This window comes from Streptomyces sp. NPDC104381 (genome assembly GCF_055583745.1).
Genome location: NZ_JBVJNK010000003.1, coordinates 528381 through 544261, shown reverse-complemented (window position 1 = coordinate 544261; position 15881 = coordinate 528381). Strand labels below are relative to the sequence as shown.

Here is a 15881-nt window from a genome sequence, read left to right as displayed (position 1 = left end):
ACCGCCGGTCCTGCTGTCCGGCCCGCCCGCACAGTAGTTCGTGCGGGGGGCTGCGGAGCAGGCAGCCCCCGGGCTCGCGCGTATCGGGGAGCCACGGCCCCGGAGGGTCGGCGGGCGCCGTCGATTCGAGCGGGCGGGCACCCGGACGGCACCGATTGCATGGTCAAAATCCGGTGCGGTTAACATATGAGCACCGCCTAGCTCGAAAGATGGACTTGTGACTGCCACCGAGGACTCGTTCACCAATTGGAAGACCCGTGAGGAGATCGCGGAGTCGATGATCCCGATCATCGGGAAGCTGCACCGGGAGCGGGACGTCACGATCCTGCTCCACAGCCGCTCCCTGGTGAACAAGTCGGTGGTCAGCATCCTCAAGACCCACCGGTTCGCCCGCCAGATAGCCGGCGAGGAGCTCTCGGTCACCGAGACCCTGCCGTTCCTGCAGGCCCTGACGGCGCTCGACCTCGGCCCGGCTCAGATCGACCTGGGGATGCTCGCCGCGACGTACCGGAGCGACGACCACGGCCTGTCCGTGGCCGACTTCACCGCCGAGGCCGTGGCCGGCGCCACGGGTCCCAACAAGACGGAGCGCCGCGAGTCGCGCGACGTGGTCCTCTACGGTTTCGGCCGCATCGGCCGCCTCCTGGCCCGCCTGCTCATCGAGAAGACCGGCTCGGGCAACGGCCTGCGGCTGCGCGCCATCGTGGTGCGCCAGGCCGCCGGGCAGGACCTGGTGAAGCGCGCCTCGCTGCTGCGCCGCGACTCCATCCACGGCCAGTTCCAGGGCACGATCACCGTGGACGAGGCGAACAACAGGATCATCGCCAACGGCAACGAGATCCAGGTGATCTACTCGGACGATCCGACGGCCGTCGACTACACGGCGTACGGCATCAAGGACGCCATCCTGATCGACAACACGGGCCGGTGGCGTGACCGCGAGGGCCTGTCCAAGCACCTCCGCCCCGGCATCGGGAAGGTCGTCCTGACCGCGCCCGGCAAGGGCGACGTCCCGAACATCGTGCACGGCGTCAACCACGACACGATCAAGCCGGACGAGCGGATCATCTCCTGCGCCTCCTGCACCACCAACGCGATCGTCCCGCCGCTGAAGGCGATGGCGGACGAGTACGGCGTGCTGCGCGGCCACGTCGAGACGGTCCACTCGTTCACCAACGACCAGAACCTGCTGGACAATTACCACAACTCGGACCGCCGCGGCCGCTCGGCGCCGCTGAACATGGTCATCACCGAGACGGGCGCGGCCTCCGCCGTCACCAAGGCGCTGCCCGACCTCAAGGCGAAGATCACGGGCAGCTCCATCCGGGTCCCCGTGCCGGACGTCTCGATCGCGATCCTGAACCTCCAGCTGGCGCGCGGCACCAACCGCGAGGAGGTCCTCGACTACCTCCGCAACGTGTCGCTGACCTCGCCGCTGCGGCGCCAGATCGACTTCATCACCGCTCCCGACGCGGTGTCGAGCGACTTCATCGGCTCGCGCCACGCCTCGATCGTCGACGCGGGCGCCACCAAGGTCGAGGGCGACAACGCGATCCTCTACCTCTGGTACGACAACGAGTTCGGCTACTCCTCGCAGGTCATCCGGGTCGTCCAGCACGTCTCCGGCGTCGAGTACCCGACCTACCCCGCCCCGGCGGTCTGATCCGGGCCGAAGCCCCTCCGGCTCCCGGTGCCGTGCGACGGCGCCGGGAGCCGCTCCGGTTCAGGCGGTCCCCGTGCGTACGGCGGCGACCGCCACCGTGGTGGTGGACATCGTGAAACCGCCGCCCATCGCGTCGATCGCGGCCCCGACCTCCTCCAGCACCCTCGCCAGCGGTTCCGGCGCGAGCCGGGTGAGGGAGCCCTGGGTGGGCAGCAGATCCAGCCACTCGTCCCGGGTGTAGGCCCGCTCCCAGTCGAAGCGCCACCGCTCGGGGTGGCCGAAGCCGCCCGTCGTACGGATGCCGTCGGCGGCCTTGTCGAGGATCGCCTCGTACGCACCGCCGGCCCGCCCGTCGGGCACCCGTCCGAACGGGGAGTCCGGCACCTCCCGCCGGTAGGCCGCGGCGAAGGCGTCCGCGATCTCGGCAGGGGGTTCGAAGACATGCCAGAACGCCGCCAGCCGCCCGCCGTGCCGCAGCACCCGCGCGGCCTTGGCCGCGCCGGCGACCGGGTCGATCCAGTGCCAGGCCTGCGCGGCGGCCACCACGTCGAACCGGCGGCCGTCCGGGTCCCACTCCTCGAACGTCGCCACCTCCACCTCGATGCCGCTGCGCCGGGCGACCCCGGCCATCCGCGCGTCGGGGTCGATCCCGAGCACCGCGCAGCCCGCTTCCCGGAACTGCCGCGCCCCGATCCCGGTGCCGCAGCCGACATCGAGGAGGGCCGGGCCGGGGGCGGCGGCGATCACCGCTTCCACCAGCGCGTCGGGGTACCGGGGACGGGTCCTGTCGTAGCGCTCGGCGTCCGAGCCGAACGACTCAGCCACCTCCCGGGCCCGGTGGGGCCGGTCGTCCGAGGGCTCCGGGTGCTTCCGCGATAGAGTGGGCATGCGCCCACTCTAGTGGGCGCATGCCCACTCGCTCAACGGGCCGGGCCGAACGAGGGGAGCACGGTGCCGACAGGGGTGCACATCCAGGACGCGCGTCAGCAGCTGTTCGACGCCGCCGAACGCGTCCTGCTCCGGGACGGGCCGAGCGCCCTGACCAGCCGGGCGGTCACCACGGAGGCGGGCTGCGCCAAGGGGGTCCTGCACCGGCACTTCACCGACTTCGACGCGTTCCTCGCCGCGCTCGTCCTGGCCCGGACGGGCGAGATCGAGGCGCAGGCCGCCGCCCTCCGGGACTCCGCCGGGACGGGGACGGTCACCGGCAATCTCGCCCATGCGCTCACGGCCCTGTTCGGTCCGGTCGCCGTGGCGGTCATCCCGCTCCTGACCTTCCGCGACGAGCTGCGCGCCAGGCTCCGCCGTACGTCGCCGACGGGCGTCCCGATCCTGTCCGAAGGGGCGGCGATGGTCGCCTCCTACCTCGCGGCGGAACGCGACCTGGGCCGTGTCACCCCGGATGCCGACGTCGACACGCTCGCGCCCACCCTGATCGGGGCCGGTCATCTGCTGTACGCGGACCGGAGCGCCGCCCCGCCGGAAGCGGACGCGGTCCACCGGATGGTGACGACGGTCCTGGCGGGGGTCACCGGAGCGACGTGACCCGAACTCGGGAGTGCGACACCGGCGGGCTCAGAAGAGGTCCGGCTCCTCCGTGTCCGGAAGCGGTTGTTCGGCCCAGATCGTCTTGCCGGTGCTGCTGTAACGGGTGCCCCAGCGCTCGGTGATGCTCGCGACGAGCAGGAGCCCGCGTCCGCCTTCGTCGAAGATCCGGGCGCGGCGCAGATGGGGAGCGGTGCTGCTGCCGTCGAAGACCTCGCAGATGAGCGCGGTGTTCCGGATGAGGCGGAGCCTGATGGGGTCGCCGCCGTAGCGGATGGCGTTGGTGACCAGCTCGCTGACGACCAGCTCCGTGGTGAACACCGCCTCGTCCAGACCCCATGCGTCGAGTTGCGCGGCGGCTCGTTTACGGGCGTTCGAGACGATCGCCGGATCGGCGGGGAGGTCCCACGAGGCGTAGTGGTCGGCGTCCAGGCGTCTGGTGCGGGCCAGCAGCAGGGCGACGTCGTCGACGGGCCGCTCGGGGACCAGGGCGTCCATGACGGTGTCGCAGGACTCCTCGAGGGAGCGCGCGGGCCGGCCCAGCAGCTCCCGTAGTTCGTCCAGAGCGCTGTCGACGTCCCGGTCCGCCGTCTCGACCAGACCGTCCGTGTACAGGGCGAGCCGGCTGCCCTCGGGAAGCTCGAACTCGGCACCCTCGAACGTCAGGCCGCCGATGCCGAGCGGGGGCCCGGAGGGCAGCGCCAGTTGTTTCACGGTGCCGTCCGGGGAGGCGAGCATCGGTTCCGGGTGCCCCGCCCTGGCCATCGTGCAGCGCCCTGTCGCCGGGTCGTAGACGGCGTAGAGGCAGGTCGCGCCGGCGACCTGCCCGCCCTCGGAGCTCTCCGCCGGCTGCTCGCGGTCCAGTGTGAGCACGAGATCGTCGAGCTGGGTGAGCAGTTCCTCGGGCGCGAGGTCGACGTCGGCGAGCGTCCGTACGGCGGTACGGAGCCTGCCCATGGTGGCCGAGGCGTGCAGACCGTGGCCGACGACGTCGCCGACCACCAGCGCGACCCGGGCACCGGACAGCGGGATGACGTCGAACCAGTCGCCGCCGATGCCCGCTCCCGTGGTGTTCGGGAGGTAGCGCGCCGTGACCTCGACCGCCTGCTGGCGGGCGGCCCGCCGTGGGAGCAGGCTGCGTTGCAGGGCGAGTGCGGTGGCACGCTCGCGGGTGTACCGCCGGGCGTTGTCGACGCAGACGGCCGCCCGTGAGACCAGCTCGGAGGCGAGCTGCAGGTCGACGGCGCCGAACCGGCCGGGGGTCCGGTGCCGGCAGAACAGCGCTATGCCGAGGGTGATCCCCCGGGCCCGCAGGGGAACCACCAGCACCGAGTGGATCTTGTGCTCGCGCATGCTGCGTGTACGGGCGGGATCGACCGAGACCCAGCGGCTCAGCGTCTCCTCGTCGACGTCGAAGCGCGCCGGTTCCCCGAGGACCAGGGCGCGGCCCATCTCGGACTTCCGGTCGTAGGAGTGGGTCCCCCCGAGCGCGACGACCGCCTCGGGGCACCCTTCGAGCACGGAGCTCTGGGCCGCCCGGTGGAAACTGATCGTCTCCCTGTGCAGCACGGAACGCGCCTCGTCACCCGTCAGCACCTCGGAGAGCAGGTCCACGGCGACGAAGTCGGCGAAGTCCTCGATGGCGAGCTCCGCCAGCTCCTCGGCGGTACGGCCCACATCGAGGGTGCTGCCGATGCGCCTGCTGGCCTTGTTCAGCACGGCCAGGCGTTTACGTGCCCAGAACTGCTCGGTCGTGTCGAGAGTCACGACGGACACGCCCTGGACCTCGCCGTCGGCGTCGAGGACGGGCGACAGCGCCGCCTGCCAGATGTGCTCGCTGTCCTCCATCACGAGGTGCGTCTCGTACGGCTCGCCCTCGCCCGTCCGCAGCACCCGCTCGATCGCTTCCGCCAGGCCTTCCCCGCCCTGCAGCGTCTTCCCGGGCTCCGCCTCCCCGGGCCGCAGACCCAGCATGGCGGCCTCGGGCTTGCCGACGACGGCGGCCGACGCCGTGTTGGCCATGGCGAGCTTCTGGTCCCGGCCGAAGTACGCCACCATCACGGGCAGCTGCTCCAGGATCCGGCAGCGCATCTCCTCGGAGGGCACGCCGGAGGGCGGCCCGTCACCGGTGGGTGCGGAGCGGCTTCGGCCGACGGGTGGGCCGGGGGGCTCCGTCTCGTCCGTGCTCAAGGGCCGATCACTCGTCCTCCCGCCTGGGCAGGTCGCCCACGAACCTCGGATGCGACCTTTGTCCCAGAATGCCCCCGGGGGTGCCCGCTCTCAACCGGCCCCTCCCCGGGCGCGGCCGATTGGCTCAGCCGTCCCGGGCGGCAGGAACCCCGGCCACGGTGCCCGCGAGGTCAGCCGGCGGCGCCGGCGAGCGGGCCACCCGCACGGAACGCCAGCTCCGCGAAGCGCTCGCCGATGCGGCGGTGCGTCGCGGCGTCGGGGTGCAGGGCGTCGGGGAGCGGCAGCTCGGCGGAGTCCGCCTCGCCGTAGAGTTTCCGGCCGTCGAGGTGGTGGAGGTTCGGGTCCTCGGCCGCCCGCTGCTCGACGATGCGGGCCAGTTCGGCCCGGATGACGCCCAGGGTGAGCTTTCCGGCCGCGGTCCCGGCGGGGTCCCCCGTGGCACGGAAGCTCAGCTTCCCCTCGCTCAGGGCGCCGAGGTCCGGCGCGCTGGGGCCGGGCGTGTCCTCGTGGATGGGACAGAGGATGGGCGAGACCACCAGCAGCGGAGTGGTGGGATGGCCCTCGCGGATCGTGTCGAGGAAGCCGTGGACGGCCGGAGTGAAGGCGCGCAGCCGCATCGCGTCCGTGTTGACCAGATTGATGCCGATCTTGACGCTGATGCGGTCGGCGGGTGTGTCGCGCAGGGCGCGGGCGGTGAAGGGGTCGAGCAGCGCGCTGCCGCCGAACCCCAGGTTGACCAGCTCCACCCCGCCGAGGGCGGCGGCCAGCGCGGGCCAGGTGGTGGTGGGGCTCGCGGCGTCGGAGCCGTGGCTGATCGAGCTGCCGTGATGCAGCCACACCGGCCTGCCCCGGTCGGGGACCGGCTCGACCGGGGCATCGGTGCGCAGGGCGACCAACTCGGTGGTCTCGTTGTGCGGCAGCCATATCTCCAGGTCCTTCAGATCCGCGGAGAGGCCGTCGAAGCGGAGGGTCCCCACCGGGCCCGGCAGGGCCTCGGCCGTCCCGGTCGACATGTCGATGGTCAGGGTGTTGCCCCCGGCCACCGTGGCCCGGCCTCCGGGGCGGCCGTCGACCAACAGGTCGTACACCCCGTCCGGCCGGGGCGGCGCGCCCACGTACACCCGCTTGGTGGGCAGGGTGTCCAGCTCCACGACGGTCGCCCGGGTCCGCAGGACGAGCCGTACGCCGGAGGGCTGGGCCTCGGCCATGGCGAGCTGGCCGTCGGTGTTCTGGGCGCGCGCACGGGCGGGCAGCCGGTGCGGCAGCAGACCGTGCGCGGTGCGCTCCAGTTCGAGGGCCCCGCGCACGAGGCTTTCGGTGAGGGGGGTGGTCACCAGCTGGGGCCGGGTGCTCATGGTCGCTGCCTGTCCGTCGTGCGGTGTCTGTTCGGTCGGGGGAGGCCGGCGGCTCCGGTCAGGGCGCGGGCCAGTTGCGCAGGAGGGCGTCCAGGGCGTCCAGGACCCGTGACCAGGTCTCGTCGGTGCCGGGCTCGCTGTGGCTGAAGCTTCCGCCGGACTCCAGGCTGATGTAGCCGTGGAAGACGCTGCCCAGCAGCCGGACCGCGTGGGTCTGGTCCGGCTCCGTCAGGTCGTAGCCCCGCAGGATCGCCCGCGTCATCCCGGAGTGCCGGGGACCGGCACTGGCCGCCGCGGTCTCCGGGTCGAGCCTGGTCTGCGCTGCGGCGTAACGGCCCGGATGTTCCCTGGCGTAGTCGCGGTAGGCGTTCGCGAACGCCTCCAGCGCGTCCTTGCCCGCCCGTCCGGCCAGCGCGGCGGCGACGCGGTCGGCCATCTCCGCCAAGGCCAGCAGGGCGATCCTCGTCCGGAGGTCCTGCGAGTTCCTCAGGTGCGAGTAGAGACTCGCGTCCCTCACCCCGAACTGCCGGGCGAGCGCCGCGATGGTCACCTTGTCGAAGCCGACCTCGTCGGCCATCTCCGCCCCGGCCCGCGCCAGGCGCTCCGCGGTCAGTCCTGCCCTGGCCATGCGCATCATCTCCTCCGGCAGATTCGATTATGCATTTACCTAGGAGCATTAGGCAAATACCCAGCCCGCCTAGATCAGAGGAGTCGGATCGGAACCCGATACGAAACTTTCGACTTCTGCGGCTCGAACTTCGGAGTCATGTTCCAGGTTTCGCGACAACGAGGTTCGCCGCGATCGGCGTGGAGCGGCATTGAACTGCAACAACACCCGAGGCAAGCCCAATCGCCCGGCCCGACCCTTTCGTCAGACGTGCCGAAACCATTGACACATGACAGGTCCAGTTCAAGACTCGATGCTCCGCTCCCTCCTGACGCGAAGGACGCACCTGCATGCACCTCACCCCACACCTGTCCTTGCGGCCGGTCGTCACGGCACTGGCCGTGGCCGCGCTGGCCGCGACCGCCACGGTCGCCGTGGACACCACGCCCTCCCACGCCGCGGCGGGCGCCGCCTGCAACGGGTATGTCGGACTCACCTTCGACGACGGCCCGTCGGGCAGCACCCCGGCCCTGCTCAACGCCCTCAGACAGAACGGGCTGCGGGCCACGATGTTCAACCAGGGCCAGTACGCGGCGGCCGACCCGGCCAAGGTGCGGGCGCAGGTGGACGCCGGCATGTGGGTCGGCAACCACAGCTACACGCACCCGCACCTGACCCAGCAGAGTCAGGCACAGATCGACTCGGAGCTCTCGCGGACCCAGCAGGCCATCGCCGCCGGGGGCGGGGGTACGCCGAAGCTGTTCCGCCCTCCGTACGGTGAGACCAACTCGACGGTGCAGGCGACCGCGGCCAGGTACGGACTGACCCAGATCATCTGGGACGTCGACTCGCAGGACTGGAACAACGCCAGCACCGACGCGATCGTGCAGGCCAACGCCCGGCTCACCAACGGCCAGATCATCCTGATGCACGACTGGCCGGCCAACACGCTCGCGGCCATCCCCCGTATCGCGCAGAGCCTGGCGAGCCGGGGCCTGTGCGCCGGCATGATCTCCCCGCAGACCGGCCGCGCCGTCGCCCCCGGCTGACAGCCCCTCACACACCGGGCCGGTGGGGGACGCGGCCCTTCCCGCAGCCCCCGCCGGATTCCGGCACGACCTGGTACGTAGACGACATCGCCGACGAAGTGACCTGTCCCGGCAACAGAGTTGGGGGCCGTAGCGACATCTTCGGTACGCGGGTTGCCTATTCTGTTCGCAAGCTGATCATCCGCTGCCGCGCACACACCCAGGAGTCCGCCATGTCCCGACCGGAGAACGACGCCCCCGCCCTGCGCATCGACACCAGCCGGCCGCATCCCGCCCGGATGTACGACTGGTTCCTCGGCGGGAAGGACAACTACCCGGTGGACGAGGCGATGGGCCGGCAGATGCTCGCCGTGGAACCCGGCGTCCCGGTCATGGCCAAGGTGAACCGCGCCTTCATGCACCGCGCCACCCGGTGGCTGTCCGGCCAGGGGATACGGCAGTTCCTCGACATCGGCACGGGCATCCCGACCGAGCCGAACCTCCACCAGGTGGCCCAGCAGGCGGAGCCGTCCACCCGGGTCGTCTACTGCGACAACGACCCGATCGTCCTGGCCCACGCCGAGGCCCTGCTGAAGGGCACCGAGGAGGGCGCCATCGACTACGTGCAGGCGGACGCCCGCAACGTGGACTCCATCCTGGAACACGCCGGCAAGACGCTGGACTTCAGCCGGCCGGTCGCCCTGTCGATGATCGCGCTGCTGCACTTCGTGAGCGACGAGGACGGCGCCTACGAGCTGGTGGACCGGCTGACCGGGGTCCTGGCACCGGGCAGCCACGTGGTGATCTCGCACGTCACCGCCGACTTCCACCCGACCGCGGCCCGCAAGGTCGACGACCTGTACAAGGCGAACACGCTCACCCTGGCGCCCCGCACGCGGGACCAGTTCGCCCGCTTCTTCGCGGGACTCGAGATCGTCGAGCCCGGCATCGTGGTGGCCGACGCCTGGCACCCCGAGCTGGGCGAGCCGGTCCCCGGGCAGGACGACGTCATCAGCGCCGGCTATGTGGCGGTGGGCCGCAAGCCGTAACCCGCCCCGCACTCCGGGCCTTCGCCACCCTGGGAGCGACGGCCCGGGATGGCCGACAAGGCGCTGTTGACCTCGCCGGCGGCGCCGCCTGATTCTCGGAAGATCCGATCGCCCACCGAGAACCAGGGAGGCACCACCATGACGGCCACAACCGGAGAGACGCCGGTTCCCTATCCCTTCAACGAACCTGAGGGGATCAGTCTGGCGGCCGCGTACGAGGAGGCTCTGGAACGGCCCGGTCTCGTGCGCGTACGCATGACGTACGGAGACCCCGCCTGGCTGGCCACCCGGTACGCCGACGCGCGCCTGGTCCTGGGGGACCGCCGCTTCAGCCGGGCCGAGGCCCTCCGCCACGACGAGCCGCGCCAGTCGGAGGGGAGCCGGGACAGCGGCATCCTGAGCATGGACCCCCCGGGTCACACCCGGCTCCGCACCCTGGTGGCGAAGGCGTTCACCGTCCACCAGGTGGAGAAGTTACGCCCCTGGGTACGGGAGCTGGCCCACGGCCTGCTCGACGAGCTGGAGGCCCAGGGGCAGCCGGCCGACCTGGTGGAGCAGTACGCACTGCCGATTCCCGTCGCGGTCATCTGCCGCATGCTCGGCGTACCGGAGGAGGACCGTCCGCTGTTCCGGGCCTGGAGCGACGCCGCCCTCTCCACCAGCTCCCTGACCGCCGAGGAGTTCCTCCGCAGCCGTGAGGAACTGCGCGCGTACATGGGGTCGCTGATCGACGAGCACCGGCGCAGCCCGCAGCAGGATCTGATGACGGGGCTGATCGAGGCCCGCGACACCGGGGACCGGCTCACCGAACTGGAGCTGGTCGATCTCTGTGTCGGCATCCTCGTGGCCGGCCATGAGACCACCGCGACCCAGATCCCCAACTTCGTGTACGCGCTGCTCGAACACCCTGATCAGCTGAAGCTGCTGCGGGAGCGCCCCGAGCTGATCCGCGGCGCGGTCGAGGAGCTGATGCGGTTCGTCCCGCTCGGCAGCGGAGCCGGCTTCCCCCGTTACGCGACGGAGGACGTGGAGGTCGGCGGCACGCTCGTCCGGGCCGGCGAACCGGTGCTCGTCGCGGTCGGTGCCGCCAACCGCGACGCCCTGAAGTTCGACGGCCCGGGACGCCTCGACGTGGCCCGGACCGGTGTCCAGCACCTGGGCTTCGGGCACGGGGTCCATCACTGTCTGGGCGCGCCGCTCGCCAGGCTGGAGCTCCAGGAGGCGCTGGAGGCGCTGCTCGGGCGCTTCCCCGACCTGCATGTGGCGGGGGACGTGAAGTGGAAGGACCGGATGCTGGTGCGCGGTCCGCGTGAGATGCCGGTGGGGTGGTGACCGCCGTGGCGTGGACGACGGAGGTGGACCGCGACCTGTGCATGGGGTCGGGCATGTGCGCGGGGATGGCGTCCGATCTGTACGTCCTGGACGACGAGGACCGGGCCAGGCCCGTCCGGGAGCGGATATCTCCTGACGAACGCGCGCTGGACGCCGCGGACTCGTGCCCCGCGGCGGCGATCCTGGTCCGCGACGGGGACCGGGCGATCGGGCCGCGTCCCTGAGAAGGGCTGCCGGGGAGAGGCTCCCCGGAGAGCGGGGCACCGGGCTGCCCGCGTCAGCCGTCGGCCCGGCCCCCCGTCCCGAACCGGTCGTCCCGCATCCGTACGCAGGAGAGAACGACGACCAGGGGCCAGAAGGACTGTGCGAACGTGATGACGCGCTCGGCCGCGCCCGCGGTGTCGAGCACGAACAGGGCGAGCAGGAACCAGGCGCCGCCGAGCCACATCAGCGCGGCCGCCGTGACGCACGGCCAGGGCCGAAGCCCCCACGGCGGAGGCGCCACCCGCGGCCCGCCCGCCGCGCCAGGGCCGGACCGCGCCGCCCTGCCGCGTCGCACGGCCAGGACCGGCCAGAGGGCGAGCAGCGAGAAGCCCACGGCCACCACCACGCCGTGGGCGAACGAACCTCCGCTGCTCGGCGCCGGGAACAGCGCCAGCAGCATCGCCGAGAGCCCGCCGCCGGCCAGTGCCGCCCTTCCGAACGGCGCGGCGGGTCGCAGTCCGCACGCCGTGACGACGTGGCAGGCTCCCAGGGCGAGCAGCGCCGACGTCATCACCCAGTACCCGGCCGCGCCGTCGGCCGCCAGGACACTGATCGTCGTCGTCGCGGAGTCGTAACCGGGCCCCTGGAGCTGTTCCGAGACCGCCCACCCGCCGACGAGGAGGATCGGGGCGGACAGGGAGGAGAGCAGGACCCACCAGGAGACAGACCGCATCGGTGAACGGTAGAACGCCCGGACCGGCAACCGCCGGTGCACACGCGGACGGGAGCGTACTCCGCCCGCACGTGGGTACACGCGTGACGCCGGGTCAGCCGACACCGTGCGACCGCACCGCTCGGCCGGGCCACCGCCACGGCCCCCTTGTCCCGGCGCACCGCTCCGGACGTGGATCTGAACAGAGGAGAACCTGCTGTGCTGACACCCAGTCCTCAGGACCTGAGAGTCGCTCTGGCCCGCTACGCCGACGCACGGATCGAGGACGCGCGCCGCTCCACGGCCGCGACCGCCCGTGCGGTGGAGGACGCCGCCTACACCCTGTGCGTGATGACCGGCACCCAGGCCGTTCCGCAGGCCCTGCACGTCGCCGACACCATGCTCGGCGTGCGGACCGCGGTCTCCCCCGTCCTGCGCCGGCCCGGCGGGGCGCCTCGGGGTGACAGCCTCCAGACGGCCTGAGCGACCGTCGGCACGAGGGCGCCGGCCGGCGAACACCCGGCCCGGCGCCCGGCATGCCCGCTGTCGGCCTAATCACGCCCGGTGGCACCCCGGCCCCGCGACGCTGGGCGGGTGGACGAGACCCGGGCGGGCACGGGCGACGAGAAGAACGCGGAACGGCTGACGGCCCTCTCCGACGGGATCTTCGCGATCGCCATGACCCTGCTGGTGCTCGATGTGCGTGTGCCCCCGGGTCTGAGCGCGGACGGTTTCCGGAACGCCGTCCGCGACGTACTGCCCGACCTCGGGGCCTACGCCCTGAGCTTCATGATCCTGTCCGCCTTCTGGCGGGACCACCGCCGGATCGTGGAGCTGGTCCCGCGCTTCGAGGGGCCGTCGCTGAAGCTCGCGCTCATGTGGCTCGGCGCCATCGCCCTCATCCCGTTCCCCACCGCGCTGCTCTCGGAGTACGCCTACGAACCCCTGGCGGTCGCGGTCTACGCGGGCGCGGTGTGCGTCACCAACGTCCTGGAACTGGCGGTGCTCAGGACAGGCCTGCGCGCGGCGAGGCACTCCGATCCCGCCGCGGAGCGGGCCGCCGGCCTCGTGGCCGCCGACCTCGTGGGCACCGCCCTGGTCTTCGGTGCCACGGTCCCGCTCGCCTACGTGCTCTCCCCCGCCGTCGCCATGTGGTCCTGGCTGGCTCTCGTGCCGGTCAAGGTCGTGACCGGCCGCAGGAGTCCTCGCGCGCGGCCCTCGTAGGGTCCCGGGCCCGGGTCCCGGAGAGCGGTCCGGCGCCACCGGGTTCCGGTGGCGCCGGGGCGCCGCTCATTCCGGGGCGGCCGTCAGGGACTCGTAGTACGTGCCGAGCTTCCGCAGGTAGAAGAGGTCACCGGTGTCCTGATCACGTGCGAAGCGCGGGGCTTCCTTGATCTGCTCCTTGGTGCATCCGACCTTGATCACCCGCTCGGCGTCGTCGACGGCCGCCACCATTCCGGCGGGCACGACGACGCTTCTCCCGAACTTCCAGACCCCCGCGTCGATCACCAGATGACCGAAGCCCGGTACCGACGAGAGTCTGACGACGGTGCCCACGCTTCCGTCCGGTGCTTCGACCTCGTACCCGATGACGTCGTCGCCCAGCGAGCGGTCGAGCCGTGCCGGAACTGCCCAGACCGTGTCCATGCTCTCCTCCTCCTGGCAGCCGGCCCGATCCGGCCGCCGGACCTTCCATATGCCCCGGCGCGCCCGGGCGATGCGGCCCGGAGGCGGACGGAACGGCGGCCGGGCGCGGTCCGGCGGGCGGCGTGGTCTACGGAGCCATCTCGTAGGACCCGGACAGCGCCTCGACGCGCTCCCAGACCCGTGCCGCGCGCGCCTCGTCGACGACGGGGCGGCGTACGGCGGCGAGGGCCCACCGCTGCTGTTCCCCGGTCGCGGAGTCCTTGCCGTGCAGCTCGACGGCGTGCGCGGAGAAGTCGCGGACGAGTACGGAGAACAGCTCGTCGAGCACGTCCTCGTCGAGGCCGGTCAGCCGGGCCTGCTCCAGGATCAGCTGCCCGTGGACCACGAGCGCGAAGAGCTGGCCCACCGACAGCAGGAAGTCGAGGTCGCGGCTCTGCTCCTCGTCGGGGGCGGAGTCCGACACGAAGGCGCACAGGGCGTCCGCCTGCTCCCGGAAGCGGGCGACGTTGGGGACCGAGGCGTACGCGTCGTAGGCCGGGCGCCAGTCGTGGAAGCGTACGGAGCCGAGGCCACGGGCCGGCCCTTGGCGGAAGAGGAACGCGTCGTCGGCCGCGTCCAGACGCGTCGTCACGGGTTCGTACCCGGCCGGGTCCAGCAGGTGGTTGCGCATGAACTTCAGGATGAGGGCGAGGTTGACGTGGACCGTGCCCTCCAGCTTGGGCAGGCCCCGGATCTCCACGGCCGCCTGGGCGAAGTAGTTGTCCTTCTCGAAGCCCTTGGCGGCGATGACGTCCCACATCAGGTCGATGACCTTCTCGCCCTCGGTGGTCACCTTCATCTTCGTCATGGGGTTGAACAGCAGGTACCGGCGGTCGTCGGGCCCCGCCGAGCGGAAGTAGTCGACGGCGCGGTCGCTGAACAGCTTCATGCCGACGAGCCGGACGTAGGCGTCGGCCAGCTCACGGCGGACGTGCGGGAAGGCGGTCACGGGGCGGCCGTAGAGGACGCGGTTGTGCGCATGGGTGACGGCCTCGTACATCGCGTGCTCGCAGATGCCGATGGAGGCGGTGCAGAGGTTGAACTTGCCGACGTTGACGGTGTTGAGGGCGGCGTCGAAGGCCGCGCGGCCCGTGTGCAGGACGTCGTCGGGGCCGACCGGGTAGCCGTCGAGGCGGAACTCGCTGACGTACTTGGAGGAGTCGACGACGTTCTTCACCAGGTGGTAGGCGGGGTGGCGGCTGTCGGCCGCGAAGAAGACGTAGCCGTCGGGGCCCTCGACGTCGGTGCGCCTGCCGAAGACGGAGACGAGGCCGGCGGCGTTGCCGTTGCCTATGTAGTACTTGGATCCGGTGGCCAGGAAGCCTCCGTCGCCGTCCGGTTCCAGGAGCATGTCGGTGGAGTAGATGTCGGCGCCGTGCGCCTTCTCCGACAGGCCGAAGGCGAACACCTCGCCCTGGGACAGGAGTTCCGCCGCGCGGCTGCGGGCGGCGGCGTTGTCGCTCTGCCAGACCGGGCCGAGACCGAGGATGGTCACCTGCCAGGCGTACCAGTAGTCGAGTCCGTAGAAGCCGAAGATCTCGTTGAGGGCGGCGATCCGGGCGGTGTCCCAGCGCTGGTCCTCCCGCGCGGCGGCGGAGGCGGGGGTGAGGAAGGTGGCGAACAGGCCTTCCTTCGCGGCGAACTCCAGGAAGTCCCCCAGCCAGGCGCGGGCCCGGTAGTCCTCGATGATCCGGCGCTTGCCGCGGGCCTCGAACCAGTCGACGGTGGCGCGCAGCAGCCTGCGGGTCTCGGCGTCGAAGTGCGCCGGGTCGTAGGTACGCGGGTTGAACAGCAGCGGGTCGGCCATGGTGGTTCGCCTTCCGAAGGGGTACGGGCGGGAGGGTGCGGGGCGGTTCAGCGGTGCGGGCCGGCCGCGCCGAGCCGGTGGAGCGTGGCGAGTACGTCGTCGAGCCAGGCGACCGTCATGCGCTCGTAGGCGATGCCGCCGCGCAGCACGACGTGCTGCAGCTCCTGTCCGGCGTCGAGCGGCACGGGTGCGCCGGGGCCGGTGAAGTCACGTGCTTCCCCGGCGAGGTAGTGCGCGAGCCGGTCGCTGTGGACCCGGTGGTGCCGCTCGACCTCGTGGAGCAGCGCGGCCGGGTCGTCGAAGGCCGCGCCACGGATCTTCACGGCGAGGTCGTGGCGGAGGCTCTCGGGTTCGATCGGTTCGTGGAGCCACGCGGAGAGCGCGGAACGGCCGGGTCCGGCGACGGAGTACTCCTTCTTGTCGGGCCGGCGCTCCTGCGGGACGTCGCGGACGTCGAGCAGGCCGTCGCTCTCCATGCGCTTGAGTACGCGGTAGATCTGCTGGTGCGTGGCGGTCCAGAAGTATCCGATGGACCGCTCGAAGCGCCGGGCGAGCTCGTAGCCCGAACCCGGCTGCTCCAGCAGGGAGACGAGGATCGCGTGTTCGAGCGCCATGCCCCGATCGTTCTATGCAACTGGTTGCATAGCAAGCGGCGGCGGCCGGGTGAGACGCTCCTCACCCGCCCGCCGCCGCGTGGACGACC

At 71.7% G+C, this 15881-nt stretch carries 16 protein-coding genes; 8 read left to right on the top strand and 8 right to left on the bottom strand.

From position 1 onward, the window contains the following. Positions 1-217: 217 nt before the first annotated feature. Positions 218-1663, top strand: coding sequence for a glyceraldehyde-3-phosphate dehydrogenase (locus tag ACZ607_RS11880; RefSeq protein WP_469734289.1), 1446 nt, complete (start codon positions 218-220; stop codon positions 1661-1663). Between the two features lie 60 nt (positions 1664-1723). On the opposite strand, the gene ACZ607_RS11875 is transcribed toward ACZ607_RS11880, so the two are convergent. Beyond that, positions 1724-2551, bottom strand: coding sequence for a class I SAM-dependent methyltransferase (locus tag ACZ607_RS11875; RefSeq protein WP_469734287.1), 828 nt, complete (start codon positions 2549-2551; stop codon positions 1724-1726). Positions 2552-2614: 63 nt separating this feature from the next. On the opposite strand from ACZ607_RS11875, the gene ACZ607_RS11870 reads away from it, so the two are divergent. Further along, on the top strand, positions 2615-3208 hold the full coding sequence (locus ACZ607_RS11870; RefSeq protein WP_469734285.1) for a TetR/AcrR family transcriptional regulator: 594 nt from the start codon (positions 2615-2617) through the stop codon (positions 3206-3208). A 30-nt stretch (positions 3209-3238) separates the two neighbouring features. Here the strand turns inward: ACZ607_RS11870 and ACZ607_RS11865 are convergent, their stop codons facing one another. The 3 genes from ACZ607_RS11865 to ACZ607_RS11855 all read right to left on the bottom strand — a co-directional run bounded on the left by ACZ607_RS11865 (position 3239) and on the right by ACZ607_RS11855 (position 7381). Continuing rightward, positions 3239-5299 carry a SpoIIE family protein phosphatase gene (locus ACZ607_RS11865; RefSeq protein ID WP_469734920.1) on the bottom strand — a complete coding sequence of 687 codons (2061 nt, stop codon included), beginning with the start codon at positions 5297-5299 and terminating at the stop codon, positions 3239-3241. Positions 5300-5568: 269 nt separating this feature from the next. After that, positions 5569-6753, bottom strand: coding sequence for a GDSL-type esterase/lipase family protein (locus ACZ607_RS11860; RefSeq protein ID WP_469734283.1), 1185 nt, complete (start codon positions 6751-6753; stop codon positions 5569-5571). 58 nt (positions 6754-6811) lie between these two features. Then, positions 6812-7381 (bottom strand): TetR/AcrR family transcriptional regulator, encoded by a 570-nt coding sequence (locus ACZ607_RS11855; protein ID WP_469734281.1) that lies wholly within the window; start codon positions 7379-7381, stop codon positions 6812-6814. A 329-nt stretch (positions 7382-7710) separates the two neighbouring features. Between ACZ607_RS11855 and ACZ607_RS11850 the strand changes: the two genes are divergently transcribed. From ACZ607_RS11850 to ACZ607_RS11835, 4 genes are all read left to right on the top strand, one after another. After that, on the top strand, positions 7711-8409 hold the full coding sequence (locus ACZ607_RS11850) for a polysaccharide deacetylase family protein (RefSeq protein WP_469734279.1): 699 nt from the start codon (positions 7711-7713) through the stop codon (positions 8407-8409). Positions 8410-8621: 212 nt separating this feature from the next. Continuing rightward, positions 8622-9437 (top strand): SAM-dependent methyltransferase, encoded by an 816-nt coding sequence (locus ACZ607_RS11845; protein ID WP_469734277.1) that lies wholly within the window; start codon positions 8622-8624, stop codon positions 9435-9437. A gap of 138 nt (positions 9438-9575) precedes the next feature. Next, positions 9576-10769: a cytochrome P450 gene (locus tag ACZ607_RS11840; protein ID WP_469734275.1), complete on the top strand. Its 1194-nt coding sequence runs from the start codon at positions 9576-9578 to the stop codon at positions 10767-10769. Further along, positions 10766-10993, top strand: coding sequence for a ferredoxin (locus ACZ607_RS11835; RefSeq protein WP_469734919.1), 228 nt, complete (start codon positions 10766-10768; stop codon positions 10991-10993). The genes ACZ607_RS11840 and ACZ607_RS11835 overlap by 4 nt, the downstream gene beginning before the upstream one ends. Before the next feature lie 53 nt (positions 10994-11046). Here ACZ607_RS11835 and ACZ607_RS11830 read toward each other — a convergent pair whose 3' ends face one another. Further along, positions 11047-11706, bottom strand: a complete 660-nt coding sequence (locus tag ACZ607_RS11830; RefSeq protein ID WP_469734273.1) for a DUF998 domain-containing protein — start codon at positions 11704-11706, stop codon at positions 11047-11049. A 198-nt stretch (positions 11707-11904) separates the two neighbouring features. On the opposite strand from ACZ607_RS11830, the gene ACZ607_RS11825 reads away from it, so the two are divergent. Continuing rightward, the gene (locus ACZ607_RS11825) at positions 11905-12168 is read left to right on the top strand and encodes a DUF5133 domain-containing protein (protein WP_469734271.1); all 264 of its coding nucleotides are present in this window, start codon (positions 11905-11907) and stop codon (positions 12166-12168) included. 111 nt (positions 12169-12279) lie between these two features. Beyond that, positions 12280-12909: a TMEM175 family protein gene (locus ACZ607_RS11820; RefSeq protein WP_469734268.1), complete on the top strand. Its 630-nt coding sequence runs from the start codon at positions 12280-12282 to the stop codon at positions 12907-12909. A gap of 66 nt (positions 12910-12975) precedes the next feature. Here the strand turns inward: ACZ607_RS11820 and ACZ607_RS11815 are convergent, their stop codons facing one another. The 3 genes from ACZ607_RS11815 to ACZ607_RS11805 all read right to left on the bottom strand — a co-directional run bounded on the left by ACZ607_RS11815 (position 12976) and on the right by ACZ607_RS11805 (position 15792). Further along, complete coding sequence (locus tag ACZ607_RS11815) at positions 12976-13332, bottom strand: hypothetical protein (RefSeq protein ID WP_469734267.1); 357 nt, start codon at positions 13330-13332, stop codon at positions 12976-12978. A gap of 127 nt (positions 13333-13459) precedes the next feature. Further along, positions 13460-15178, bottom strand: a complete 1719-nt coding sequence (locus ACZ607_RS11810; RefSeq protein ID WP_469734265.1) for an acyl-CoA dehydrogenase family protein — start codon at positions 15176-15178, stop codon at positions 13460-13462. 47 nt (positions 15179-15225) lie between these two features. Then, entirely contained in the window at positions 15226-15792 is a 567-nt protein-coding gene (locus tag ACZ607_RS11805) for a PadR family transcriptional regulator (protein WP_469734263.1), read from the bottom strand. Positions 15793-15881: the final 89 nt, after the last annotated feature.

Bases quoted from the DNA above. Each gene is read 5' to 3' on its own strand.
- ACZ607_RS11875 (WP_469734287.1), bottom strand. From the start codon at position 2,551: ATGCCCACTCTATCGCGGAAGCACCCGGAGCCCTCGGACGACCGGCCC.
- ACZ607_RS11865 (WP_469734920.1), bottom strand. From the start codon at position 5,299: ATGCGCTGCCGGATCCTGGAGCAGCTGCCCGTGATGGTGGCGTACTTC.
- ACZ607_RS11860 (WP_469734283.1), bottom strand. From the start codon at position 6,753: ATGAGCACCCGGCCCCAGCTGGTGACCACCCCCCTCACCGAAAGCCTC.
- ACZ607_RS11855 (WP_469734281.1), bottom strand. From the start codon at position 7,381: ATGGCCAGGGCAGGACTGACCGCGGAGCGCCTGGCGCGGGCCGGGGCG.
- ACZ607_RS11850 (WP_469734279.1), top strand. From the start codon at position 7,711: ATGCACCTCACCCCACACCTGTCCTTGCGGCCGGTCGTCACGGCACTG.
- ACZ607_RS11845 (WP_469734277.1), top strand. From the start codon at position 8,622: ATGTCCCGACCGGAGAACGACGCCCCCGCCCTGCGCATCGACACCAGC.
- ACZ607_RS11840 (WP_469734275.1), top strand. From the start codon at position 9,576: ATGACGGCCACAACCGGAGAGACGCCGGTTCCCTATCCCTTCAACGAA.
- ACZ607_RS11830 (WP_469734273.1), bottom strand. From the start codon at position 11,706: ATGCGGTCTGTCTCCTGGTGGGTCCTGCTCTCCTCCCTGTCCGCCCCG.
- ACZ607_RS11815 (WP_469734267.1), bottom strand. From the start codon at position 13,332: ATGGACACGGTCTGGGCAGTTCCGGCACGGCTCGACCGCTCGCTGGGC.
- ACZ607_RS11810 (WP_469734265.1), bottom strand. From the start codon at position 15,178: ATGGCCGACCCGCTGCTGTTCAACCCGCGTACCTACGACCCGGCGCAC.
- ACZ607_RS11805 (WP_469734263.1), bottom strand. From the start codon at position 15,792: ATGGCGCTCGAACACGCGATCCTCGTCTCCCTGCTGGAGCAGCCGGGT.